A 22435-nucleotide genomic window follows, 5' to 3' on the forward strand; every position below is an offset into this window, starting at 1 on the left:
CAATCTGCGAGATAGCTACGTTCCGTCAGCCGACTGTGCCTCGACCGCCTGCACGGCGACGCTCGCGACCTGCCGCAGTGCTTCGCGATCCGCACCTGAGGACGCCATCACGCCCATACCGACTGACACGGCCGAGACATAGCGCGCGAGCGCGGCAGGATCCGAACTCTCCTTCAGATCGCCCTCGGCCTTGGCGCGGATGAAACGGTCGCGGAGCTGGTCCTCGTTCTGGGCGCGGCGGGCGGCGAGCTCGAAGGGGACGTTCTCGGAGCCGGTGCCGCAGGCGATGCCGCCTTGCACGAGCAGGCAGCCCGGCGGATTGGCGGGATCGGTCTGCTTGTCGGCGATACCCATCAGCATGCGCTCGGCGACGGCGCGGGCGGTCGGCGCTGCCACCACCTCGTCCATCCAGGCGCCGCGCAGCTTGGTGTAGCGGTCGAGCGCGGCCTTCAGCAGGCCTTCCTTGTTGCCGAAGCAGGCGTAGAGACTGGGCGGATTGATGCCCATGGCCTCCGTGAGCTGGGCGATCGTCGCGCCCTCATAGCCATGGCGCCAAAACACTTCCATCGCCTGATCCAACGCCACGTCGGCGTCGAATTCGCGGGGGCGTCCCATGCCCATGTAGCTACCTCCTCGGAATTCGCGTTCTGCCTGAGGCTTAACGCCGAATCCTAACTATTTGTTCTAATTCTACTTTCCTAGTGTCTTCCAATTCTTGCGGTATGCAGCTACAATTTTCTTAGCGAACGGTACATAAGTATCTTGCGCTGCGGTATCCAGCTCCACATCTGTAGCGAACACTACATATCTGGAGCGCGCAAATGCACCCCTCCCAAAATACCTCCCGCACCGGCCGTTTCCGCCGCCTTCTGGGCGGCGTTGCCATCGTGGGCACCCTCGCCGCGGCCGGCTCGATCGCGACCGGCCGCTATTTTCATGCCGCGCAAGCGACCGCACCGGCGGCCGCGGCTGAACAGGCTGTCTCCGTCACCGTCGCGATGATCGAGCCACGGCAGACCGTGTTGTGGGACGATTTCTCCGGCCGGCTCGAGGCCATCAACCGCATCGAGCTCCGCCCGCGCGTCGCGGGTGCGATCCTGTCGGCGAATTTCACCGAAGGCGCGCTGGTGAAGGCCGGCGACGTGCTGTTCAAGATTGATCCGGCACCTTATGCGGCCGAGGTCGACAAGGCTGCGGCCCAGCTCGAGGCCGCGAAAGCCCGCGTCGTTTTCACCCAGAGCGAGCTCGAGCGCGGCGCGCAGCTCGTCGGCAACGCCGTCGTCACCCGACGCGACTACGATCAGCGCGACAATGCCCATCGTGAAGCCATCGCCAACGTCAAGGCGGCCGAGGCGACGCTCCAGACCGCAAAGCTCAATCTCGACTACACCGAGGTGCGCGCGCCCGTGGACGGCCGCGTCGGCAAGATCGAGGTCACCGTCGGCAATCTCGTCGCCGCCGGCACCGCGTCCCCGGTCCTGACTTCGCTGGTCTCGGTCAATCCGATCTACGCCTCGTTCGACGCGGATGAAGAGGTGGTGCTGCGCGCGCTGAACTCGATCGCGGATGCCACCGGCCAACGCGGCAAGCTCGACCAGATCCCGGTCGAGATGACGACGTCGGGCGGCCTGTCGGCGAAAGGCCACATCCAGCTCATCGACAACCAGGTCAACGGCCAGAGCGGCACCATCCGTGTCCGCGCCGTATTCGGCAACGATGATGGGCGCCTCATCGCCGGCCAGTTCGCCCGCGTGCGCATGGGCCAGCCGAAGCAACAGGCGCTGGTGATGATCGACGAGCGCGCGATCGGCACCGACCAGGACAAGAAGTTCGTGATGGCGGTCGGCGATGACAATCGCGCCGTCTACCGGCCGGTTACCCTCGGTGGCGCCGTCGACGGGCTTCGCATCGTCACCTCGGGCCTGAAGTCCGGCGACCGCATCGTCGTCAACGGCCTGCAGCGCGTGCGTCCCGGTGCCCTCCTCAAGACGGAGATCGCACAGATGGGCGCGCGAGGCCCGCAGCAGGCGTCCAACCACAGCAACCAGGACGTGGTGCAACGTTAGTGCTTTCCGTCATCCCGGGGCGCGCATCGCGCGAACCCGGGATCGAGCAGTTACGAAACTCCGCTCGCTTCACCTCCAGATTCCGGGGTTCGTGGGCTTCGCCCACGCCCGGGAATGACGGTGGAGCTGTCTGGAGGCGCGCAGGATATTGCCCAGGGGCAGAGCCATGAATCTCTCAAAGTTCTTCATCGACCGTCCGATTTTCGCCGGCGTGTTGTCGGTCCTAATCTTCCTGGCCGGCCTGATCTCGCTGTTCGCGATGCCGATCTCGGAATACCCGGACGTGGTGCCGCCCTCCGTCGTGGTGCGCGCGACCTATCCCGGCGCCAACCCCAAGGTCATCGCGGAGACGGTGGCGACGCCGATCGAGGAGCAGATCAACGGCGTCGAGAACATGCTCTACATGTCGAGCCAGGCGACCACCGATGGCGCCATGACGCTGACGGTGACGTTCCGTCTCGGCACCGACCCCGACAAGGCGACGCAGCTGGTGCAGAACCGCGTGCAGCAGGCCGAGCCGCGCCTGCCGGCCGTGGTGCGCCAGCTCGGCATCATCACCAAGAAATCGTCGCCCGACCTCACCATGGTCGTGCATCTCTTGTCGCCGAACGGCCGCTACGACATGACGTATTTGCGCAACTATGCCGTGCTCAACGTCAAGGACCGGCTGGCGCGGATCGACGGCGTCGGCGACGTCCAGCTCTATGGCGCCGGCGACTATTCGATGCGGGTCTGGGTCGATCCGCAGAAGGCGGCCGAGCATGGGCTCACCGCCAGTGACATCGTCAAGGCGATCCAGGCGCAGAACGTCGAGGCCGCCGCCGGCGTGGTCGGCTCCTCCCCGAACGTCAAAGGCATCGATCTCCAGCTCTCGGTCAATGCGGAAGGCCGGCTCGCAAACGAGGAGCAGTTCGGCGACATCGTGGTCAAGACCGGCGCACGCGGCGAAGTGGTGCGGCTGCGCGACGTCGCACGCATCGAGCTTGGCGCGTCCGAATACGGCCTGCGCTCGCTGCTCGACAACAAGCAGGCGGTGGCAATCCCGATCTTCCAGGCGCCCGGCTCCAACGCGCTGCAGATTTCCGATCACGTCCGCGCCACCATGGCCGAGATCAAGAAGAACATGCCGGAAGGTGTGTCCTACCAGATCGTCTACGATCCCACCCAGTTCGTGCGCTCCTCGATCGAGGCGGTGATCCACACGCTGCTGGAAGCGATCGCGCTGGTCGTGCTGGTGGTGATCCTGTTCCTGCAGACCTGGCGGGCCTCGATCATCCCGCTGCTGGCGGTGCCGGTCTCGATCGTCGGCACCTTTGCGGTGATGCACATATTCGGCTTCTCCATCAACGCGCTCAGCCTGTTCGGCCTCGTGCTCGCGATCGGCATCGTCGTCGACGACGCCATCGTCGTGGTCGAAAATGTCGAGCGCAATATCGAGGCCGGGCTGTCGCCGCGGGATGCCACCTATCAGGCCATGCGAGAGGTGTCGGGTCCGATCATAGCGATCGCGCTGGTGCTGATCGCGGTGTTCGTGCCGCTCGCCTTCATCTCCGGCCTGACCGGACAGTTCTACAAGCAGTTCGCGCTGACGATCGCGATTTCGACGGTCATCTCCGCCATCAACTCGTTGACGCTGTCGCCGGCGCTCTCGGCGCTGCTGCTCAAGGGCCATGACGAACCGAAGGACAAGCTGACGATCGTCATGGAAAAGAGCCTTGGCTGGTTCTTCCGCCGCTTCAATCGGGCGTTCACCTACTCGTCGGAGAGCTACAGCGGCACCGTCACCAAGGTGATCTCGGGCAAGGCCGCGGTGATGGGCCTCTATGTGGCGCTGGTCGGCCTCACTGCTCTGCTGTTCCAGCAGGTGCCGAGCGGCTTCGTGCCGGGCCAGGACAAGCAATATCTGGTCGGCTTCGCCCGCCTGCCCGATGGCGCAACGCTCGACCGGACCGAAGAAGTCATCCGCAAGATGAGCGACATCGCGCTGACCCAGCCCGGTGTCGAGAGCTCGGTCGCCTTCCCAGGCCTCTCGATCTCCGGCTTCACCAACTCCTCCAATGCCGGCATCGTGTTCTCGACGCTGAAGCCGTTCGACGAGCGCAAGGATTCCTCGCTCAGCGGTCCCGCCATCGCAGCCGAGCTGAACAAGAAATATGCCGGCATCCAGGAAGCCTTCATCGCCATGTTCCCGCCGCCGCCGGTCAACGGCCTCGGTACCATCGGCGGCTTCAAGCTGCAGATCGAGGATCGCGCCGGCCTCGGCTATGACGCGCTGAACGAGGCGACCAAGGCGTTCATGGCGGCGATGCAGAAGGCACCGGAGATCGCCGGCGTGTTCTCGAGCTTCCAGGTCAACGTGCCCCAGCTCTTCGCCGACATCGACCGCACCAAGGCGCTCCAGCTTGGCGTGCCCGTGACTGAAGTATTCAACACACTGCAGATCTACCTCGGCTCCTACTACGTCAACGACTTCAACAAGTTCGGCCGCACCTATTCCGTCCGGGTGCAAGCCGACGCGCCGTTCCGCGCGCGCGCCGACGACATCAGGCAGTTGAAAGTGCGCTCGTCCTCCGGCGACATGGTGCCGCTGTCGGCACTGCTCAAGATCCGCCAGAGCGCGGGGCCGGAGCGCGCGATTCGCTACAACGGTTTCCTGTCGTCCGACATCAACGCGGCGGCTGCGCCCGGCTTCTCCTCGGGCCAGGCGCAGGAGGCGGCGACGCGGATCGCGGCGGAGGTGCTGCCGCCCGGCTTTGCCTTCGAATGGACCGACCTGACCTATCAGGAGTTCATCGCCGGCAATTCAGGCATCTGGGTATTCCCGCTGGCAATCCTGCTGGTGTTCCTGGTGCTCGCCGCACTCTATGAGAGCCTGACCCTACCGCTCTCGATCATCATGATCGTGCCGATGGGCCTGCTCGCTGCGATGTTCGGCGTCTGGATCTCCAAGGGCGACAACAACGTCTTCACCCAGATCGGCCTCATCGTGCTCGTCGGCCTCTCCGCCAAGAACGCGATCCTGATCGTCGAATTCGCGCGCGAGCTCGAATTTGCGGGGCGTACGCCGATCCGGGCTGCGATCGAAGCCAGCCGGTTGCGGCTGCGTCCGATCCTGATGACGTCGATGGCGTTCATCATGGGCGTGCTGCCGCTGGTGCTCTCGACGGGCGCAGGCTCGGAGATGCGGCGCGCCATGGGCGTCGCGGTGTTCTCCGGCATGATCGGCGTCACCGTGTTCGGCCTGTTCCTGACGCCGGTGTTCTATGTGCTGCTCAGAACCGTCACCGGCATGAAGCCGCTGACGCATCACGGCAGCGACATCAGCGCGGCGCCGGTTCAGGGGCTCGCCGAATGATTCAACGCGAGTCCCGCCGCGGTACGATGGCGATGGGAGTAAAGGTGTAAACTTCCTCGCCGTTCTGGTTGAGCATGGTCCATTTGACCAGCGCGATACCCTGCGGCTTCGACTTGGACGGCGTCAGGCTCATGACATCGCCGACCAGATGCAGACGGTCATTGGGCCGCACAGGGACCGTCCAGCGTAGGCCATCGACACCGGCGCCAATCAGCGGATGCGGGCCGAACGGGCGGGTCTGGATCGCGAGCTTCATGGCGATCGCGGCCGTGTGCCATCCCGAGGCGGCAAGCCCCTTGAACAGGGTCGTCTTGGCGGCCTCATGGTCGAGATGCATCGGCTGCGGATCGAACTCGGCGGCGAAGCGCTTGATGTCGGCCTCGGTGACCAGAACTTCGGGGGACTTGAACCGCATTCCGACGGTCAGATCGTCGAACCACTCGACCTGCGCCATGATTTTGCCTCGCAATATGATGTGCCGGTCCCCCGAAGAGAGGGCTTAAAATGCCGTGAGCGATAGCGGGATATAGCGGGCCCGCAGCGCACAAGCCAGCGCAGGGTTCCGCGCGAAACCCCTTTCCCGGTGCGACGAAACACGCCTGAAACAGATGGTCAGTTAAGTGGTTGTCAAAACAAATACAGGGACGGCCACCATGCAATTCATCCTGGACCTGATCTACGAATATTCCTGCTGCCAAAACCTCGTTGCCCAGCCGCTACTGGGGGACGAGCTATGATTGAGCTGATCTCAGCCCTGCTCGCGCTTTGCAGCATTGGCGTCTTCGCGGCGCATGCGCTGGACGCCTACCGCACCACGCACTCCTGACCGCCTCGCTCCTCCGGCGCTAGAAAGGCCGCCGGTAGAAGTGCTCGGAATGCGTCGCCGGTGGAAACCGGTTGGCGAGCGCAAGCGCTCCCTTCTCGTCCGTCTCGAGCGCGATCTTCTGCGCCAGCATCACGTCGCCCGGCACCAGGAAGCCTGACGGGACGAAGCACCATCCCATCGTCGCGTGCCCTTCGCCGTCGATCTCATGGACATTGGCGGCCGTGCCGTAATGGATGCGATAGGTCCTGCCGGTGTCGCAGCCGACGACGTCGAAATACCGGTGCTGCTCGAACTGCGCGCGCTGCGCCGGCGTCAGCCATTCGGCCAGAAGCCGGCGGCCGCGGGCATCCGGCGTGTTCTCGCCGAAGAAGCGGCGATAGAGTTCACGCAGCGCATGCAGACGCGCACGCGCCGGCGCGCGGAGCCAAACTGCCGCGATCATGAGCAGCTCAGATCAGCCGCCGACCAGGCGGGGATAGAATAGCGTTTCGTGCGCGGTCGGATCGAACGATCGGATCCGGGTGACTTCGCCGGGCCCGGTTCGAAGAGCGGCGGTGAAGCCGGCTCCGGTCAGCTCCCGAAAGCGCCGTTCGGCTCGCGCCAGCGCTTCGGCGTTGCCAGGATCAAACTCGTGGCGCGTATCGCCCGTCTGGTCCATCACGATCTGGGTAGCCATGTTGAGTCTCCTCATGCCCAGCCCTGAACTTGATCAAAGCAAACCTCATGCCGTCGGTTCCCAATGGCAACAACTTTCTCGCGTCGGCGCATCACGCCTTGCTGAGCAACCTCGAGCGCGATGAGATCCTCATCGCGCTTTAGGCTGTTGTTTCAGCATGATCTTTTCGAAAAACCGCGGCACACTTTTCGCTAACGCGGCCCTTCGGGTCCGGATCATGCTCCAGCTAGCGCGAGGCTGCGGCGGCGCCGCCCTCGTCGATCTGCCGGCCCATCAGCGCGATTGCCTTCTGATAGACGCCAGCGGCATTCCAAGCCTCGATGGCAGCGAAATTCGGCTCGCCCGGCTGGTATCCCGCTCCTGCGCGCCAACCATGGGCTTTGAGGAAATTCGCCGTCGAGTTTAGCGCATTGGCAGCAACTTCGAGATTGCCGGTGCCGTAGGCCAGAATATTCTTGGGCATGAACTGGGTCTGGCCGACCTCGCCGTGCATGGAGCCGCGGGTCGATCCTGACAGCGTGCCGCGGTCGATCAGCTTCAAGGCGGCATAGAGCTGGTCGGTGAAGAATTCGGGACGGCGGCAGTCATAGGCGAGGGTCGCGATCGACGACAGCATGTTCTGGTTGCCGCGCTGGCTGCCGAAGCCCGTCTCCATGCCCCAGATCGCGATCAAGGGTCCGGGCGGGACGCCATAGCGCTGCTGGATCGAGGCGAACAAGGCGGCTTGCGACTGCTTGAGCTGCCGGCCCTTGGCGACGATGGTGGTGGCGCCGCGCTTGGCCAGGAACTGGTCGAGCGTCAGCGAAAAGCTGCGCTGGCCGCGGTCGGCCGCAATGGTGGCGCTGGCGTAATTGGTCTGCATCAGCGCCGACAGTGCGGTGGGACCGATGCCCTTGCCCTGCGCCTCAGCGCTGAACTCGCGCTTCCAGGCCTCGAAGCCGGCCGGCGAGCTGCCGCATTGCGCCGCTTCGGCGGAGGATGCCAGGCAGCCGAGCAGCGTCATTGCGCCCAAAACCGCGCCTGCAACCTTCCTGCCCCTCGTCATACCCAATCTCCCGTCCTGTACCGTTCGGCGGCACAATCTTAACCGGTGGAACGCGCCGACTCCATGGCCTGATCATAGGACAATTCGAGGCCTTCCAGATTGTCTTCCTTGCGCCATTTGTCGAGCAGCCGCAGGAATGCCACCGGCCCGCGCCAATATTGGCTGTTTCTTGCCGCGATCGGATCGAATACGCCTTCGTTGTTGTAGTAGCCCGGTGTACATTCGGCGAGATAGGTCTGCCGGCCGAGTGCGGCCTTGACGACCTCGTCGACCCAGGCGTTCTCGGCGGCAAGCGTCGGCTCCAGGGTGCGCGCCTTGCGCTCGCGGGCCTGCTTGATGACGTAGGCGATGTGCCGCGATTGCTCGTCGATGATGTGCGGAAAATTGGCGCTCTGGCCGGCTTGCACAGTGACGATCAGGAAGCAGTTCGGGAAGCCGCGGCTGTAGAAACCGTGCAGCGTCTTGACGCCGTCGCGCCAGCGCTGGGACAGGCTCATGCCGTCGCGGCCATAGACCTCGAAGCCCATGCGCCGCGCGTAATCGGTGCCGACCTCAAAACCGCTGGCGTAGATCAGGCAGTCGAGCTCATAGGTCTTGCCGTCGACCACGACACCGTTCTCCGTGATGCGCTCGACGCCCTGCCCTCTGGTATCCACAAGATGCACGTTGGGACGATTGAACGTGTCGAGATATTCGTCGTGGAAGCACGGTCGCTTGCAGAATGCCTTGTACCAGGGCTTGAGCGCGGAAGCGGTCGCCTCGTCCGTCACCACGGCATCCACACGGGCGCGAATCTCCTCCATCTTGCGGTAGTCCGCCTGCTCGATGACCTGCAGCGCCTCCTCCATCGAGCTCACCGGCTGCTTCTGGCGGCGCGGCGCCAGCAGGATCTCGCCGAGCAGGCCGGTCCAGCCGTCCTGCACCAGATCCTCTTCGAACGGCTCGCCTGAAATCACCGACGTAAAATTGTCCATGCGTTCGCGCTGCCAGCCAGGCTTGAGGCTCTGCGCCCAGGCCGGATCCGTTGGCCGGTCGTCGCGAACGCCGATCGCGGACGGCGTGCGCTGGAAGACATAGAGCTCCTTCGCCGAACGGCCGAGATGCGGCACGCATTGCACGGCGGTGGCGCCGGTACCGATGATGCCGACGCGCTTGTCGGCAAGACCCGTCAGACCGCCGTCCGCATTGCCGCCGGTGTAGCCGTAGTCGCAGCGGCTGGTATGAAAGCTACGGCCTTTGAACGTCTCGATGCCGGGAATGCCCGGCAGCTTCGGACGGCTCAGCGGCCCTCCGGCAAGAATGACGAAGCGCGCGCGGATCTGGTCGCCCCGATCGGTCTCGACCAGCCAACGCGCCTCCCGCTCCTGCCATGTCATCCGCGAGATGACGGTCTGAAACAGCGCACGCTCGTAGAGCCCGAAATGACGGCCGATGCGGCGCGAGTGCTCGTAGATCTCCGGCGCCCGGGCGTATTTGCGCACCGGCATGTAGCCGGTCTCTTCCAGGAGCGGCAGATAGATATAGCTCTCGGTATCGCAAGCGGCACCGGGGTAACGATTCCAGTACCAGGTGCCGCCGAAGTCGGCGGCCTTTTCCACGATACGAAAATCCTCGATGCCGGCCTCGCGCAACCGCGCGCCACACAACAGACCGCCGAAGCCGCCCCCGACGATGAGCACTTCGGTCGCTTCGCTGATGACTGGCCGCGCAAGTCCGGGATCGGCCCAGGGATCGTCGAGATAGCGGCTGAACTCGCCTGTGGCCTCGACATACTGCGCCTTGCCCTCGGCGCGCAGGCGACGATCGCGTTCGTCGCGATAGCGGGCACGGAGAGCGGAAACATCGACCATAGATGCGTCGGTTGTACCGATCTTGTGTCTTTCCGCTGACATCCATCTCCTCCACCGCAAAGGCTGCTTCGCCGACAGCTCACCTCACGTTAGCCTCGAAAAAGCGCTGCATGCAATCACGCTCGCTGTTTTTTGCGTGAAGGCTCCGCGACCTTCCGCTAACCTTCTTCGCAAATCAAAAATCGGCGCCACGCAACGACGCGGCATCTGGAGGAGACCATGCAGGGATTGATGATGGACATGCCGCTTCTGATCAGCGGCCTAATCCAATATGCGGCCGACTATCACGGCGAAGCGGAGATCGTCGCGCGCGAGATCGAGGGTGACATCCATCGCTACACCTACGCGGACGCGCATCCGCGGATCAAGCGCATGGCGCTCGCATTGAAGCGGCTTGGCATGAATTCCGGCGACCGCGTCGGCACGCTGGCCTGGAACACCCATCGCCATTTCGAGATGTTCTACGCCGCGCCGGGCATGAGCTATGTGCTACATACCATCAATCCGCGGCTGTTTCCCGAGCAGCTCGTCTACATCATCAATCACGCCGAAGATCGCCTGCTGTTCATCGACCGTGCCACGCTGCCGATTGTCGAGGCCATCGCGCCGCAGCTCAAGACGATCGAGGCCTATGTCGTGATGTCCTCGCGCGAGCGGATGCCCGAGACCAAGCTTGCGAACGTGCATTGTTACGAGGAGCTTCTGGAGAAGGAGAACGACACCGGCTTTGTTTGGCCGGAGTTCGACGAGAAGTCCGCCTCGACGATCTGCTACACCTCGGGCACAACCGGCAATCCCAAGGGCGTGATCTACTCGCACCGCGCCGCGATCCTGCAGACCATGACCTGCTGCAGTTTCGACTTCCTGCCGGGCCATGTCGAAGGCGTGCGCGAGGTGATGATGCCGATGGCGCCGCTGTTCCACGGCAACGGCTGGAACATGCCGTTCACCGCGCCCTATACCGGCTCCAAGCTGGTGCTGCCCGGCCGCAACTACGAGCCCGACAAGCTCTACGAATTGCTCGAGGGCGAGAAGGTGACGCTGTCGGCGGGCGTGCCGAGCTTCTGGCTGATCCTGCTCGACTGGCTCGGCCGCACCGGCAACAAGTTCTCTACGCTGCGCGCGACGCTGTCGTCCGGCTCGGCCCCGCCGCGCGCGATGGTCGAGAAGCTCAAGCGCGAGTACGGCATCGATTATATCCAGGCCTGGGGCATGACCGAGGCCCTGGGCTGCTCGATGCCGGGCCTGCGGCCGGGCTCCGAGCACCTCAGCGAGAAGGAAAAATTCGATCGGCGACAGGTCTCGGGGCGCGCCTGTTTCGGTACATCTCTTCGCATCGTCGACGACGCCGGCGTTGAGCTGCCGCGCGACGGCAAGACCGTTGGACATCTGCGGGCCCGTGGGCCCTGGGTCGCCTCCGGCTACATGAAGCTCGACGAGGGCCTCGATCGCGACGGCTGGCTGATCACCGGCGACATGGCCGTGATCGACCCGCAAGGCCACGTCACGCTGACCGACCGCTCCAAGGACGTGATCAAGTCCGGCGGCGAGTGGATCTCCTCGATCCAGCTCGAGGACATCGCGTTATCCCATCCCGACGTGCTGCAGGCCGCTGTGGTCGCGATCACACACGAGAAATGGCAGGAGCGCCCGCTCCTCCTCGTCGTTCGCAAGAAGGGAGCGACCGTCGACGGCAAGACGCTACTCGACCACATGCGTCCGAAGATCGCGAGCTGGTGGTTGCCGGACGCCGTCGAATTCCTCGACGAATTCCCGATGACCGGCACCGGCAAGGTGCTGAAATCCGCGCTGCGCGAGAGATTCAGGGAGTATCGCGTCGCATGACGACACCCGATCGCGTGCGGACAATTCCGTGCGTGCTCTTCATCTTTTGGTAGATTCAGGAGCGATATATCGAGACCTCGCTCACCTTGGATCGAGGACATCATGACGTTTTCCGGATTGGGCATGCATCTCGGCAATCTGTCGCGCCTGTCGAACGCGCTGACGCGCTCGATCAGCCCGGAGAATTTCACCGGAGAGAAGGGCAAAGGCGGCATGTCCGTCGACGGCCCCGCCGCGCGTCAGGCGCGCGATCTCGGCCAGGGCTGGAAGGTCTCTCCTTACGTCGTCATCGAGCCCGGCGCGATCTTCACGCTCGCCGACATCCAGGGCCAAGGCGCGGTCCAGCAGGTCTGGATGACGCTGGCGCGCGGGCGGCTGCGTCACGCGATCCTGCGCGTCTATTGGGACGATCAGGAACAGCCGAGCGTGGAATGTCCGGCCGGCGACTTCTTCGCCTGCGGGTGGGAAGAGTATGCGCAAGTGTCCTCGCTCGCGGTCTGCGTCAATCCCGGCCGCGCCTTCAACTGCTATTGGGAGATGCCGTTCCGCAAGCGCGCGCGCTTCACGCTGGAGAACCGCAGCGAGGAACAGCTCACGGTCTACTACCAGATCAACTACACACTGACCGACGTGCCGGAAGATTGCGTCTATTTCCATGCGCAATTCCGCCGCACCAATCCGCTGCCGTACAAGGAGGTTTACACCATCCTGGACGGCATCAGCGGCGCCGGCCATTACGTCGGCACCTACATGGCCTGGGGTGTCAACAACAATGGCTGGTGGGGCGAAGGCGAGATCAAGTTCTTCATCGACGGCGACGGCGCATTCCCGACGATCTGCGGCACCGGCACTGAAGACTATTTTTGCGGCGCCTATAATTTCGATCCTTATGTCGCCCATTCTGGCCAGGCCGAGGTGAAGCAATCGCGCTACCAGGAATTCACCACGCCCTATGCCGGCCTGCCGCAGGTGATCCGACCTGATGGTGTCTACAGATCGCAGCAACGCTTCAGCCTGTACCGCTGGCACATCCCCGATCCCGTGCGTTTCCGCTCCGATCTGCGCGTGACGATCCAGGCGCTCGGCTGGCTGCCGGGCGTCAAGGAAGCCAAGTATCTTCCGTTGCAGGACGACATCGCCTCCGTCGCGTTCTGGTACCAGACGCTGCCGACCGCACCATTCCCCAAGCTGCCTGATCCGGACTATCTCGAAATTGGCTAGTTGCCGTCCATCGATCAAGGAGGACCCGAGATGCTCTATCCGATGTCGCCCAAAGTGGTCGAGCTGAAGCGCAAGCTCGAAAGTTTCATGGACCGGCACATCTATCCGAACGAGGAGCGGTTCTATCGCGAGGCCGAAGAGCTCGGGCCGTGGAAGGTCTATCCAATCGTCGAGGAGCTGAAGCCGCTGGCGCGCGCCGAGGGGCTCTGGAATTTGTTCCTGCCCGAGAGCAACCATGGCGCGGGTCTTTCCAATCTCGACTATGCTCCGCTCTGCGAGGTGATGGGCCGCTCGCATCTCGCGCCGGAGGTGTTCAACTGCTCGGCGCCCGACACGGGCAACATGGAAGTACTGGAGCGCTACGGCTCGGAGAAGGACAAGGAGCGTTGGCTGAAGCCGCTGCTCGCGGGCGAGATCCGCTCCTGCTTCGCCATGACCGAGCCGGCGGTCGCATCATCCGATGCGACCAACATCGAAAGCTCGATCGTGCGCAACGGCGACGATTACGTCATCAACGGCCGCAAATGGTACACGACCAATGCGACCGACCCGCGCTGCAAGATCTGCATCTTCATGGGCAAGACCGATCCAGACAATCCGGACCGGCACAAGCAGCAATCGATGATCCTGGTGCCGATGGACACGCCCGGCATCGAGGTAAAGCGCCCCCTGCCCGTGTTCGGCTTCTACGGCGTGCCGGACCGCGCCTCCGAAGTCGTATTCACCAATGTTCGCGTGCCCAAGGAGAACATGCTGCTCGGCGAGGGCCGCGGCTTCGAGATCGCGCAGGGCCGCCTCGGGCCCGGCCGCATCCATCATTGCATGCGCCTGATCGGCCTTGCCGAACGCACGCTGGAGAAGATGTGCCGACGCGTGCGCAGCCGGGTTGCCTTCGGCAGGCCGGTCTCGGAGCAGACGGTGACGCAAGAGCGCATCGCGGAAGCCCGCATCATGATCGAGCAGGCGCGGCTGCTCACGCTGAATGCGGCCCATGCGATGGACACGGTCGGCAACAAGGTCGCGAAGGCCGAGATCGCCATGATCAAGGTCGCCGTTCCCAACATGGCCTGCCAGATCATCGACTGGGCCATTCAGGCCCACGGCGGCGGCGGGACCTCGAACGATTTCGGCCTGACGCAAGCCTATGCGACCGCAAGGCTGCTGCGGCTCGCCGACGGCCCCGATGAGGTCCACCGGAACCAGATCGCGCGGTTCGAGCTGAAGAAATATTCGAACGCGTAGCTGCGCATTGTCTGTTTCGCTAACCAGCGGCGGCGCGCGTCTTCCCTTCTCCCCTTGTGGAAGAAGGTGGCAATGCGCAGCTTGATCGTCTTGGCCTCGTATCGCGCACGGCTGCAGTCAGCGCCCAGACCGCCTCGCCTCAGTTCACCACATACACATCAGGATCGGCGCTCGAGCTCGGCTTCTTGAAGGCGTTGCGCAAGGCCGGGGACATCGGGACGTTGTAGTTGAGGCCGTTCGGCGGTGTCGGCGATTGCAGCCATTTCTTGTAGAGAACCTCGATCTCCGGGCTGGCATAAAGCTCCGCGGTTGCGCGATCGGCGAGCGCCTTGAATGGAGCGTCCTCCCGCCGCAGCATGATGCCGTAGGGCTCCGGTTTGGAGAACGCCTCCTCGCTGATCATGAATGCTTGCGGCTCCTTCGACCGCGCGATCGCGACCGCAAGCTGGACGTCGTCGAGTGCGTAGGCCTGGGCGCGGTCGGTCTCCAGCAACAGGAAGGCCTCGGCCTGGTCCTTGGCCGGCATGATGTTGATGCCGAGGTTGCGGTCGGTGTTGACCTTGGCGAGCTGCGTCAGGTTCACAGATCCCGCGACCGCCGTGACCGCCCTGCCCTTGAGATCGTCGATGGTGTTGATCTTGGCGGCCTTTTTCGCCGCAAACCGCGTCGCGCTGAGGAAATGCGTGTTGGTGAAGGCGACCTGCTTCTGACGATCGGCGTTGTTGGTGGTCGCCGAGCAATGCAGGTCGAGCGTGCCGTTGACCATTAAGGGGATCCGGTTCGACGAGGTCACGGCGAGATAATCGACGGCGATGTCGGGCATGCCGAGCTGCTTCTTCACGGCATCGACGATCCTGAGGCAGATGTCCATTGCGAACCCGACCGGCTTCTGGTTGCCGTCGAGATAGCTGAACGGGACCGAGGCTTCCTGATAGCCCAGCGTGATCTTCTTGGTCTCCTTGACCTTCTGGAGCGTGCCCGTGAGATCTTCGGCTGAAGCTGCGCCAGCAAGACATGTCACGGCCAGAAGAATAGTGGGAAGACGCATCGAAGGGCTCCTTAAAGGGGGGCATCGACTGGTGTCGATACGCAATTGCGGAGCTGATAGCGCATAGATGCATCCGGCGCCAGACGAGGCACGGCTTACCAGCTATCGCCTTTTTATATACATCCGGGTCGAGGACGGGCACCTCATTGACAGGTCAGCTGCTGCTCGAACCAGCCCTCCAGTCGTTGTGATAGCGGCGGCCACAGACGCTGGAAGCTGTCGAGCTTGCCGGCATTGGCGCGGTACATGGCCCGCAACTCCTGCTCGATGGCCGGCAGATCGACGCCCACGCAGACTCCGTGCCGCGCGATGGTGTTGCCGGCGACAACGACCTCCTTCACAAGGGACCCATTACCTCGTGCAAATAGCAGCGCCATGGGATCGACCGGCATGATCTGGTCGCGATCGAGCCGGTCGAGATCGATCACGACGTAATCGGCAGGGTTGCCGGCGACGAGCTCGCCGCTACCCGGCGCGCCGGTGGCGAGACGTCCGTTGCGGATGGCCAGTGCAAACATTTCAGCGGGAGCCCACGTCGGCGTGAAGCCGAGGCCGCCATGGACCATCTGCACCAGCCGCATCTCGCGCAGGATGTCGTCATCCTCATCCAGCGCCAGCCCGTCGACGCCGACAGTGATGCCGCAGCCGCATTTGTGGGCGGCCGCGATCGGGGCGAGACCCGAGCGCAGATGCATATTCGAGCTGAAGTTAGTGACGATGCGTGCGCCGGAGGCTGCGATCATCTCCAGCTCGTCCGGGCGGGCGTGGATGCAATGCGCCAGCGTCAGCCGCTCGGAGAGGAAGCCAACGTCGCGCAGCCAGCGCACCATATCGGGAAAATGCTGGTCGGCCCAGGCGCGCTGGTAGACGGTCTCCAGGAGATGCATGTGAATGCGGCGGCCGGTCCGCGCGGAGTTCTCCGCCACCGCCTCCAGCAGCGGCTTGGAGCACCATTGCACGCCGGCCGGCCCGAGTTGCACGTCCACCATCGGGCCGGCGATGGCCGCGGCAATGGCGTCGGTCAGCTCGATATACGCCTTGGGCGATATCGGTGTGCGAACGAAGAGATCCTCGATGGTCTTGCGATCCTCCCTGGGAAGTCCCGAAAGCACCGGCTCGGCATCCCCGTAGACGATCGGATTCTGGTCACGCACGGCCATCGCAAACGCGATGCGGATGCCGACATCGGATGCAGCCTTCGCGATGGCCCTGGCCTCGTCGATCAACGGCATCGTCCCGCTCGGACGGGTGTAGTGGACCATCATCGCCGCGCAACCGGCCTTGGCGGAACGAGCGAACGCGGAGGCCGCGGTCAGATAGGGATCGACCGGTGTGCCGAGCGCGGTGCGCAGGATCCAGCTTTCCAGTGGCATGCCGACGGCGCCGAAGGACGACACTGTGGCGCGGGCATGATCATGGGCGTTGACGAAGGCCGGGATGACGAACGAGCGAGGCCCCGGCCCCGCTCCTTCCGAGATATCGGTGATGACGCCCCCGTCGTGCCGCAGCACGACGTTGTCGCTGACGCCGCGGTCAGGGCCACGGAACAGGCTGGTTGCCGCAATCTCCGTGGCCATGGCTGTCCCTCCGCAATCAGTTGGCAGTATACACCAGCTCCCGCTCCGCGCGCGGTGGCAGGAATTCGCGTGAGAACACTTCTGCCGGCGTCGGCGCGCGGGCGAGCTGATAGCCTTCGACCACGATGCCGATGGCGCGGGTCATGCGGTCGTCCTTGATGTCGCCGATGCCGATCTCCTTCATCTCCGGCGAGACGATCAGCTTCTCGAAGGAATATTGCAGCCGGCGCTTCTCGACATCGGCATTGATGAGGTTGTCGTAGTTCAGCGCCGCCTTCATGCCGGCGTTCTGGTCCTTGGCAACCGCGATCGCACCCTTGTTGATGGCGCGCACCAGGCCCGCGACGGCCTTCGGGTTCGAGGCGATCAGCTTGCGGGAGACCATCACGCCGTTGGAATAGAGATCGAGACCGTACTCACCGAACGAGAACCATTTGAAGTCCTTGTCCGGATCCTGGCGGTTGAGCACCAAATTGAAATAGCTGGTGATATTGAAGACCAGCGCCGCATCGATGTCGCCCTTGATCAGCATCGGCTCCTGCAGATTTGGCGCCATGTTGGAGATCTTGATCTTCTCACCGTCGAGACCGTTCTTGCGCGTGAACACCGGCAACAGGCGCGTCGTCGGCGTGCCCTGCGCGCCGCCGAGGGTGTGACCTTCGAAATCCTTGATCGTGTTGATGCCGCTGGTCTTCTTGGCGACGATCGCGAACGGCGGCTGGTTCCACATCATGTAAACCATGACGGGCGCCTCCTGCGGCTTGGTCGAGGCGTTCTGGATGATGGCGTTGACATCGCCGAAGCCGGCGTCATAGGCGCCGGACATGACACGCGTGACAGTGGCGCCCGAGCCCTCGCCCTGGTCGATGACGACGTTGAGACCTTCCTCTTTGAAATAGCCGTTGTCCTTGGCATAGAAGAACGCTGCATCGCTGCCTTGCGTCTTCCAGCCCAGCGTGAACTTGATCGTGGTCTCCTGGGCCATTGCGACCCCCGTGGACAGGGCCAATCCCAGCAGCGTGGCAGTTACGTTTCTCAACATCGAGACCTCCTCAAGCTTCGTTGCGTGACGGTTCAAGAATTCAGGTGGCAATCACGTCGTTCTTGCGCGTGGCCCAGCCAGTGACCTGCCCTTCGATCAGCGAGAACACGACGTAGAGCGCGACGCCCAGGCCAGCGAGCACGAACAGGCCGGCGAACACCAGCGGCACATTGAAATTGGAGGACGCGGTCATCATGACGTTGCCGATGCCGCGGTTGGAGGCGACCGTCTCCGACAGCACCGCGCCGACGAAGGCATAGGAGATCGCGACCTTGAGCGAAGCAAAGAAGAACGGCATGGTCCGGGGCAGGCCGACATTCCAGAGGATGTCGAGCTTGCTGGCGCCGAGCGCCTTCAAGACGTCCTCGAGCTCGGGCTCGGTGGTAGCTAAGCCCGTCGCGATGTTGACGACGATCGGGAAGAAGCAGATCGACAGCGCGGTCAGTACTGCCGGCACCGTGCCGGAGCCGAACCACAGTACGAAGATCGGCACCACCGCGACCTTGGGGATCGAGGAGAAGCCGATCAGCAGCGGATAGCAGGTGTCATAGGCCGTCTTGGAGACGCCGATGATCGCGCCAAGGGCGACACCGAGCGCGACACCAAGGACGAAGCCGAACATGGTGGTGGCGAGCGTCTGCACGATGTGCGGCCACAGCACCGGGAAACGCTCGACTAGCGTCACGAACACCTGCGAGGGCCGCGGCAACACCAGGTCGGACATGCCGGTCATCAGGCAGAACAGCTCCCAGGCGACGAAGAACAGCACGATCAGCCCCGCCGACCACGCCTTCTGCCTGACATCGATCCCGAACATCATCAGCCTGTCCCCTGCTCAGCCGCGCTGCGCGCATCCTCGATGAAAGCGCGCAGCTTCTGGTTCAGCGCGACGAAATCCGGCTCGAAGGTCATCGCAACCGTGCGCGGCCGCGCAAACGCGACGCGGCTGTCGTCGAGGATGCGGCCGGGGCGCGCGCTCATCACGCAGATGCGGCTCGCGAGGAAACCGGCCTCGCGCAGATCGTGCGTCACCAGCAGCACGGTCGGCTTGTGCGTCATCCAGAGGTTCTGGAGGATCGCCCACAGCTCCTCGCGGGTGAATTGGTCGAGCGCGCCGAAGGGCTCATCGAGCAGCAGCATGCGCGGCTCGTGGATCAGCGCGCGGCAGAGATTGGCGCGCTGGAGCATGCCGCCGGAGAGCTGCCAGGGATAGCGGTTGCCGAACCCCTTGAGGCCGACCTGCTCCAACAGTGCATTGGCCTTGTCGCGAAACTCGGTCTTGCGCAGCCTGCGGAAGTTCGAGCGGAACGGCTCGACGATCTTCAGCGGCAGCATGATGTTCCGCTCTATCGTCATCCACGGCAGCATGGTCGGGTTCTGGAAGGCCATGCCGATTCGCATCGCCCGGGCCGCCACCTCGCGGCCGCCGACGATGATGACGCCGCTGGTCGGCTGCACCAGGCCGCTGACCAGACGCAGAATGGTCGATTTGCCGCATCCGGACGGGCCGACCAACGCGACAAACTCGCCGTTGGCGATTTTCAGCGTGGTCTTCGACAGGGCCGGCACGGCGCGGTCGCCGCGCCCGAAAGTCACGGAGGCCTCGGACAGCTCGATGGCGGTCGCAGCAGGCTCTTTGGGAACGGGCTGGCCGTCAAACTGGGCGTGGGGTTGCATGCGCATCACAGCCAAAGTGTATGCAAGCTAGATGCCAGCGATCGGTCCTCGCAAAATCAATGATCTAGCCAAAACCCGCGCCAAATTGCCGGATTCGATTTAGGCAGCCTGGGACCCAAACTGCATGCAATTGGAGCGCTGAATTGACGCGAGCCTGTGATAAAGAGAGATCTCATCTCGTATAGGATTCGCCGATGCCGGCGCGCGCGAGCAGCAAGACTTCTGAATCATCGGACAAGGTCAGCGTGATCTGCCGCGCGCTCCGCCGCGCGATCATCGAGCAGGCGCTGGAGCCCGGCGCAAAGCTGCCCGAGGACGCGCTCGGCGAGCGTTTCGGCGTCAGTCGCACCATTGCCCGCCACGCGCTGGGCCAACTCGCCGCCGAAGGTCTCGTCGAGCTCCGCCGCAACCGGATCGCGGTGGTGGCGACGCCGAGCTGGCAGGAGGCGCGCGACGCCTTCGACATTCGCATCGAGCTCGAACGGCTTGTCGTGCGCCAGCTCGCGGGCAAGCTGACCAAGGCGCAGATCGCCGAGCTGAACGCCCATGTCGACGCCGAGGATCGCGCCCGCGGCGGCACGGATGCGGTCTCGATCCGGCTGGCGACCGAATTCCATATCCTGCTCGCCCACATGACGAACAGCCCGATCCTGGTGCGCTATGTCAGCGAGGTCGCCTATCGCTGCTGCCTGACGCTGTCGCTCTACAGCCGGCCGCATTCGACCGAATGCGCCATCAACGAGCATCGCGCCATCATATCAGCGCTGGCCAAAGGCGACGCGGCCAAAGTGATGGAACTGATGCATCATCACCTCGATTCCGTGGCCAATCGCGCGCTGGTCGCTCCCACTCCGCAGCGCGGCCGTGATCTGCTCGATATTCTTGCGCCCTATGCCGACGAGGTGACGAGCGATCGCGTCGTCAAGCTGCCGAAAATCGCGCGTAGGGGCTAAGCCTCGATACCGCGCTGAACAAGGATGCGCTCGGCGCTGTCATTCCAGACATCCATCTTGACGATCTGCCCGCCCCGGACGACGAAGCGATCGACATAGCGGTTGCCCTCGAATGGCGTGCCGTCCATCCACTCGCCATAGAGCGTGCCGACGCTGTAGACGACGGTCTCGTCCGCACCCGGGCAGACGTCGAACCGGTCCATCTTCTTCTTGACCCAGCGATAGCGCCTGGCGTTGAAGCCGGTCGGCCCGCGCGGATGATCGAACTCGCGCCCGCCGGTGAACGTGATCACCGTGCCTGGCTTCATGTAAGCCGCCGCTGCGTCGGGATCGGGTATCATCGAAGCCGTGAGATAGGCCTCCACGATTTCGGCGTCGGTCATCGGACGTTCGGCTTTGGCTGGGGCGGACATGGCGAGTTCTCCAGAGCGCCGCCATTCTACAATTCAGCCCTCAAAGTGCATGCACATTTTTTGAACATTCCGATGCCCCGACTGCACACAATCTGGAGCTGCCCGCAGCCACGGCTTCCGCTAGGCTGGCCCACCTGAATCCCACGCCATGACCACCCAGAGCGCTCCAGACCTGATCTTTCGCAACGCGCTGTTGCGATCATCCGCCGCACCCGTCGATATCGGCGTGAAGAGCGGCCGCATTGCCGTGATCGCGCCAAAGCTTGCCTGCGAAGCGGTCGAGGTCGACCTCGATGGGCATCTCACCCTACCCGGCTTCGTCGACACCCACATCCATCTCGACAAGGCCTGCCTGCTCGGCCGCTGCGGGCACGATCACGGCAGCCTCTCGGACGCGATCCGCGCCGTTGCCGGAATGAAGAGGGATTTCACGGTCGAGGACGTCTACGCGCGCGGCGCAAAGGTGCTCGAACGCGCCATCGTGCACGGCACGACGCGCATGCGCACGCATGTCGAGATCGATCCGCGCATCGGCTTGCGCGGCTTCGAAGCGGTGAAGGCGCTTCAGCGCGACTACGCCTGGGCGATCGATCTGGAACTCTGTGTCTTTCCACAGGAAGGCCTGACCAACGATCCCGGAGCCGAGGAGCTGCTGACCCAGGCCCTACGCGATGGCGGCGAGGTCATCGGCGGCTGTCCCTACATGGACGCCGACCCAAATGCGCATCTCGCGCGCGTCTTTGATCTCGCGCAGGAGTTCGACGTCGATGTCGACCTCCATCTCGATTTCGATCTCGATCCCTCCTGGTGGCATCTCGATGAGGTTTGCCGCCAGACCGAGCGGCGCAACTACGGGGGACGTGTGGCGATCGGCCACGCGACAAAACTCTCCGCACTGCCGCCGGAACGTATGAAGGCCGCCACCGCGCAGCTGGCAAAGGCCGGCATTGCCGTGACGGTGCTGCCCGCGACCGATCTCTATCTGATGGGGCGCGAGGCTCCCTACAACGCGCCACGCGGGCTGACACTTGCACACAAGCTCGCGGGTGACGGCATCGTGTGCTCGATCGCGACGAACAACGTGCTCAACCCCTTCACGCCGTTCGGCGACGCCTCGCTGCTGCGGATGGCAAATTTCTACGCCAATGTCGCGCACGCCTCGGTGAGCGATTTCGACACCTGCCTCGATCTCGTGACCGAGCTGCCGGCCCGACTGATGAACCTCAGCGATTACGGCATCAAGGTCGGCAATCCCGCCGATCTCATCGTGCTCGATACAAAGGACGGCCGCTTCGCTATCGGCGAGCTGCCCGATGTCCTGATGGGCTTCAAAGGCGGCCGGCAGACATTTGCGCGCCAGCGGCCCACCCTGTTCAGTCCGATGAGCTGAGAGCGGTTCCGCTCGATATCCCGGGATCGCGTGACGCTGCACGCGGAAACATTCCGAATCGGTCATCGCGACGCCGCAGGAGCGTTTCCCCACAGTTCGATTTTACCGCCGGCTCGATCCCACCCGGGTTCGGTAGAATCCCGGACCGTAGCCTCACGCATTGCGAGCCCGGCCACGCCGATCATAACTACGGCCTGCACTGACCATAT

The 22435-nt window shown here is 63.7% G+C and carries 19 protein-coding genes; 7 read left to right on the forward strand and 12 right to left on the reverse strand.

Features of this window, described 5'->3' with window-relative positions; translation table 11 throughout:
• Positions 1-15: 15 nt before the first annotated feature.
• The gene (locus P6U29_RS25045; protein ID WP_407112771.1) at positions 16-621 is read right to left on the reverse strand and encodes a TetR/AcrR family transcriptional regulator; all 606 of its coding nucleotides are present in this window, start codon (positions 619-621) and stop codon (positions 16-18) included.
• 200 nt (positions 622-821) lie between these two features.
• Between P6U29_RS25045 and P6U29_RS25050 the strand changes: the two genes are divergently transcribed.
• Both P6U29_RS25050 and P6U29_RS25055 read left to right on the forward strand, forming a co-directional pair.
• Positions 822-2066: an efflux RND transporter periplasmic adaptor subunit gene (locus P6U29_RS25050; protein ID WP_407112772.1), complete on the forward strand. Its 1245-nt coding sequence runs from the start codon at positions 822-824 to the stop codon at positions 2064-2066.
• Between the two features lie 166 nt (positions 2067-2232).
• On the forward strand, positions 2233-5421 hold the full coding sequence (locus tag P6U29_RS25055; protein WP_407112773.1) for an efflux RND transporter permease subunit: 3189 nt from the start codon (positions 2233-2235) through the stop codon (positions 5419-5421).
• A gap of 1 nt (position 5422) precedes the next feature.
• On the opposite strand, the gene P6U29_RS25060 is transcribed toward P6U29_RS25055, so the two are convergent.
• The 5 genes from P6U29_RS25060 to P6U29_RS25080 form a co-directional block, all read right to left on the reverse strand.
• Entirely contained in the window at positions 5423-5875 is a 453-nt protein-coding gene (locus tag P6U29_RS25060; protein WP_407112774.1) for a MaoC family dehydratase, read from the reverse strand.
• Between the two features lie 391 nt (positions 5876-6266).
• On the reverse strand, positions 6267-6689 hold the full coding sequence (locus P6U29_RS25065) for a hypothetical protein (protein ID WP_407112775.1): 423 nt from the start codon (positions 6687-6689) through the stop codon (positions 6267-6269).
• 12 nt (positions 6690-6701) lie between these two features.
• Complete coding sequence (locus P6U29_RS25070) at positions 6702-6923, reverse strand: hypothetical protein (protein WP_200454473.1); 222 nt, start codon at positions 6921-6923, stop codon at positions 6702-6704.
• Between the two features lie 226 nt (positions 6924-7149).
• Positions 7150-7968, reverse strand: coding sequence for a lytic transglycosylase domain-containing protein (locus P6U29_RS25075; RefSeq protein ID WP_407112776.1), 819 nt, complete (start codon positions 7966-7968; stop codon positions 7150-7152).
• Positions 7969-8006: 38 nt separating this feature from the next.
• Positions 8007-9860, reverse strand: a complete 1854-nt coding sequence (locus P6U29_RS25080) for a flavin-containing monooxygenase (RefSeq protein WP_407112777.1) — start codon at positions 9858-9860, stop codon at positions 8007-8009.
• Between the two features lie 177 nt (positions 9861-10037).
• Between P6U29_RS25080 and P6U29_RS25085 the strand changes: the two genes are divergently transcribed.
• The 3 genes from P6U29_RS25085 to P6U29_RS25095 all read left to right on the forward strand — a co-directional run bounded on the left by P6U29_RS25085 (position 10038) and on the right by P6U29_RS25095 (position 14126).
• Entirely contained in the window at positions 10038-11663 is a 1626-nt protein-coding gene (locus tag P6U29_RS25085) for a long-chain fatty acid--CoA ligase (RefSeq protein WP_407112778.1), read from the forward strand.
• A 102-nt stretch (positions 11664-11765) separates the two neighbouring features.
• Positions 11766-12884, forward strand: a complete 1119-nt coding sequence (locus P6U29_RS25090) for a glycoside hydrolase family 172 protein (protein WP_407112779.1) — start codon at positions 11766-11768, stop codon at positions 12882-12884.
• A gap of 30 nt (positions 12885-12914) precedes the next feature.
• Positions 12915-14126, forward strand: coding sequence for an acyl-CoA dehydrogenase family protein (locus P6U29_RS25095; protein ID WP_407112780.1), 1212 nt, complete (start codon positions 12915-12917; stop codon positions 14124-14126).
• A gap of 139 nt (positions 14127-14265) precedes the next feature.
• Here the strand turns inward: P6U29_RS25095 and P6U29_RS25100 are convergent, their stop codons facing one another.
• The 5 genes from P6U29_RS25100 to P6U29_RS25120 all read right to left on the reverse strand — a co-directional run bounded on the left by P6U29_RS25100 (position 14266) and on the right by P6U29_RS25120 (position 19470).
• Positions 14266-15174, reverse strand: coding sequence for an amino acid ABC transporter substrate-binding protein (locus tag P6U29_RS25100; RefSeq protein ID WP_407112781.1), 909 nt, complete (start codon positions 15172-15174; stop codon positions 14266-14268).
• A gap of 143 nt (positions 15175-15317) precedes the next feature.
• Positions 15318-16751 carry an amidohydrolase family protein gene (locus tag P6U29_RS25105; RefSeq protein WP_407112782.1) on the reverse strand — a complete coding sequence of 478 codons (1434 nt, stop codon included), beginning with the start codon at positions 16749-16751 and terminating at the stop codon, positions 15318-15320.
• A 16-nt stretch (positions 16752-16767) separates the two neighbouring features.
• Entirely contained in the window at positions 16768-17793 is a 1026-nt protein-coding gene (locus tag P6U29_RS25110) for an ABC transporter substrate-binding protein (RefSeq protein WP_407112783.1), read from the reverse strand.
• Between the two features lie 40 nt (positions 17794-17833).
• On the reverse strand, positions 17834-18610 hold the full coding sequence (locus tag P6U29_RS25115) for an ABC transporter permease (RefSeq protein ID WP_100231806.1): 777 nt from the start codon (positions 18608-18610) through the stop codon (positions 17834-17836).
• Positions 18611-18612: 2 nt separating this feature from the next.
• Positions 18613-19470: an ABC transporter ATP-binding protein gene (locus tag P6U29_RS25120; protein ID WP_407112784.1), complete on the reverse strand. Its 858-nt coding sequence runs from the start codon at positions 19468-19470 to the stop codon at positions 18613-18615.
• 194 nt (positions 19471-19664) lie between these two features.
• Between P6U29_RS25120 and P6U29_RS25125 the strand changes: the two genes are divergently transcribed.
• Positions 19665-20423 carry a GntR family transcriptional regulator gene (locus tag P6U29_RS25125; RefSeq protein WP_407112785.1) on the forward strand — a complete coding sequence of 253 codons (759 nt, stop codon included), beginning with the start codon at positions 19665-19667 and terminating at the stop codon, positions 20421-20423.
• On the opposite strand, the gene P6U29_RS25130 is transcribed toward P6U29_RS25125, so the two are convergent.
• A complete protein-coding gene (locus P6U29_RS25130; RefSeq protein WP_407112786.1) occupies positions 20420-20836 on the reverse strand; it encodes a nuclear transport factor 2 family protein in 417 nt (138 codons plus the stop codon). The two genes, P6U29_RS25125 and P6U29_RS25130, sit on opposite strands and share 4 nt — an antisense overlap.
• Positions 20837-20984: 148 nt before the next feature.
• On the opposite strand from P6U29_RS25130, the gene P6U29_RS25135 reads away from it, so the two are divergent.
• A complete protein-coding gene (locus P6U29_RS25135) occupies positions 20985-22226 on the forward strand; it encodes an amidohydrolase family protein (protein WP_407112787.1) in 1242 nt (413 codons plus the stop codon).
• Positions 22227-22435: the final 209 nt, after the last annotated feature.

Origin of the sequence: Bradyrhizobium sp. LMG 9283 (genome assembly GCF_045571415.1) — a bacterium.
Taxonomy (GTDB): Bacteria; Pseudomonadota; Alphaproteobacteria; order Rhizobiales; family Xanthobacteraceae; genus Bradyrhizobium.

Coding starts and splice junctions, on each gene's coding strand:
- P6U29_RS25045 (WP_407112771.1), bottom strand. CDS start 621: ATGGGCATGGGACGCCCCCGCGAATTCGACGCCGACGTGGCGTTGGAT.
- P6U29_RS25050 (WP_407112772.1), top strand. CDS start 822: ATGCACCCCTCCCAAAATACCTCCCGCACCGGCCGTTTCCGCCGCCTT.
- P6U29_RS25055 (WP_407112773.1), top strand. CDS start 2,233: ATGAATCTCTCAAAGTTCTTCATCGACCGTCCGATTTTCGCCGGCGTG.
- P6U29_RS25060 (WP_407112774.1), bottom strand. CDS start 5,875: ATGGCGCAGGTCGAGTGGTTCGACGATCTGACCGTCGGAATGCGGTTC.
- P6U29_RS25065 (WP_407112775.1), bottom strand. CDS start 6,689: ATGATCGCGGCAGTTTGGCTCCGCGCGCCGGCGCGTGCGCGTCTGCAT.
- P6U29_RS25070 (WP_200454473.1), bottom strand. CDS start 6,923: ATGGCTACCCAGATCGTGATGGACCAGACGGGCGATACGCGCCACGAG.
- P6U29_RS25075 (WP_407112776.1), bottom strand. CDS start 7,968: ATGACGAGGGGCAGGAAGGTTGCAGGCGCGGTTTTGGGCGCAATGACG.
- P6U29_RS25080 (WP_407112777.1), bottom strand. CDS start 9,860: ATGTCAGCGGAAAGACACAAGATCGGTACAACCGACGCATCTATGGTC.
- P6U29_RS25085 (WP_407112778.1), top strand. CDS start 10,038: ATGCAGGGATTGATGATGGACATGCCGCTTCTGATCAGCGGCCTAATC.
- P6U29_RS25090 (WP_407112779.1), top strand. CDS start 11,766: ATGACGTTTTCCGGATTGGGCATGCATCTCGGCAATCTGTCGCGCCTG.
- P6U29_RS25095 (WP_407112780.1), top strand. CDS start 12,915: ATGCTCTATCCGATGTCGCCCAAAGTGGTCGAGCTGAAGCGCAAGCTC.
- P6U29_RS25100 (WP_407112781.1), bottom strand. CDS start 15,174: ATGCGTCTTCCCACTATTCTTCTGGCCGTGACATGTCTTGCTGGCGCA.
- P6U29_RS25105 (WP_407112782.1), bottom strand. CDS start 16,751: ATGGCCACGGAGATTGCGGCAACCAGCCTGTTCCGTGGCCCTGACCGC.
- P6U29_RS25110 (WP_407112783.1), bottom strand. CDS start 17,793: ATGTTGAGAAACGTAACTGCCACGCTGCTGGGATTGGCCCTGTCCACG.
- P6U29_RS25115 (WP_100231806.1), bottom strand. CDS start 18,610: ATGTTCGGGATCGATGTCAGGCAGAAGGCGTGGTCGGCGGGGCTGATC.
- P6U29_RS25120 (WP_407112784.1), bottom strand. CDS start 19,470: ATGCAACCCCACGCCCAGTTTGACGGCCAGCCCGTTCCCAAAGAGCCT.
- P6U29_RS25125 (WP_407112785.1), top strand. CDS start 19,665: ATGCCGGCGCGCGCGAGCAGCAAGACTTCTGAATCATCGGACAAGGTC.
- P6U29_RS25130 (WP_407112786.1), bottom strand. CDS start 20,836: ATGTCCGCCCCAGCCAAAGCCGAACGTCCGATGACCGACGCCGAAATC.
- P6U29_RS25135 (WP_407112787.1), top strand. CDS start 20,985: ATGACCACCCAGAGCGCTCCAGACCTGATCTTTCGCAACGCGCTGTTG.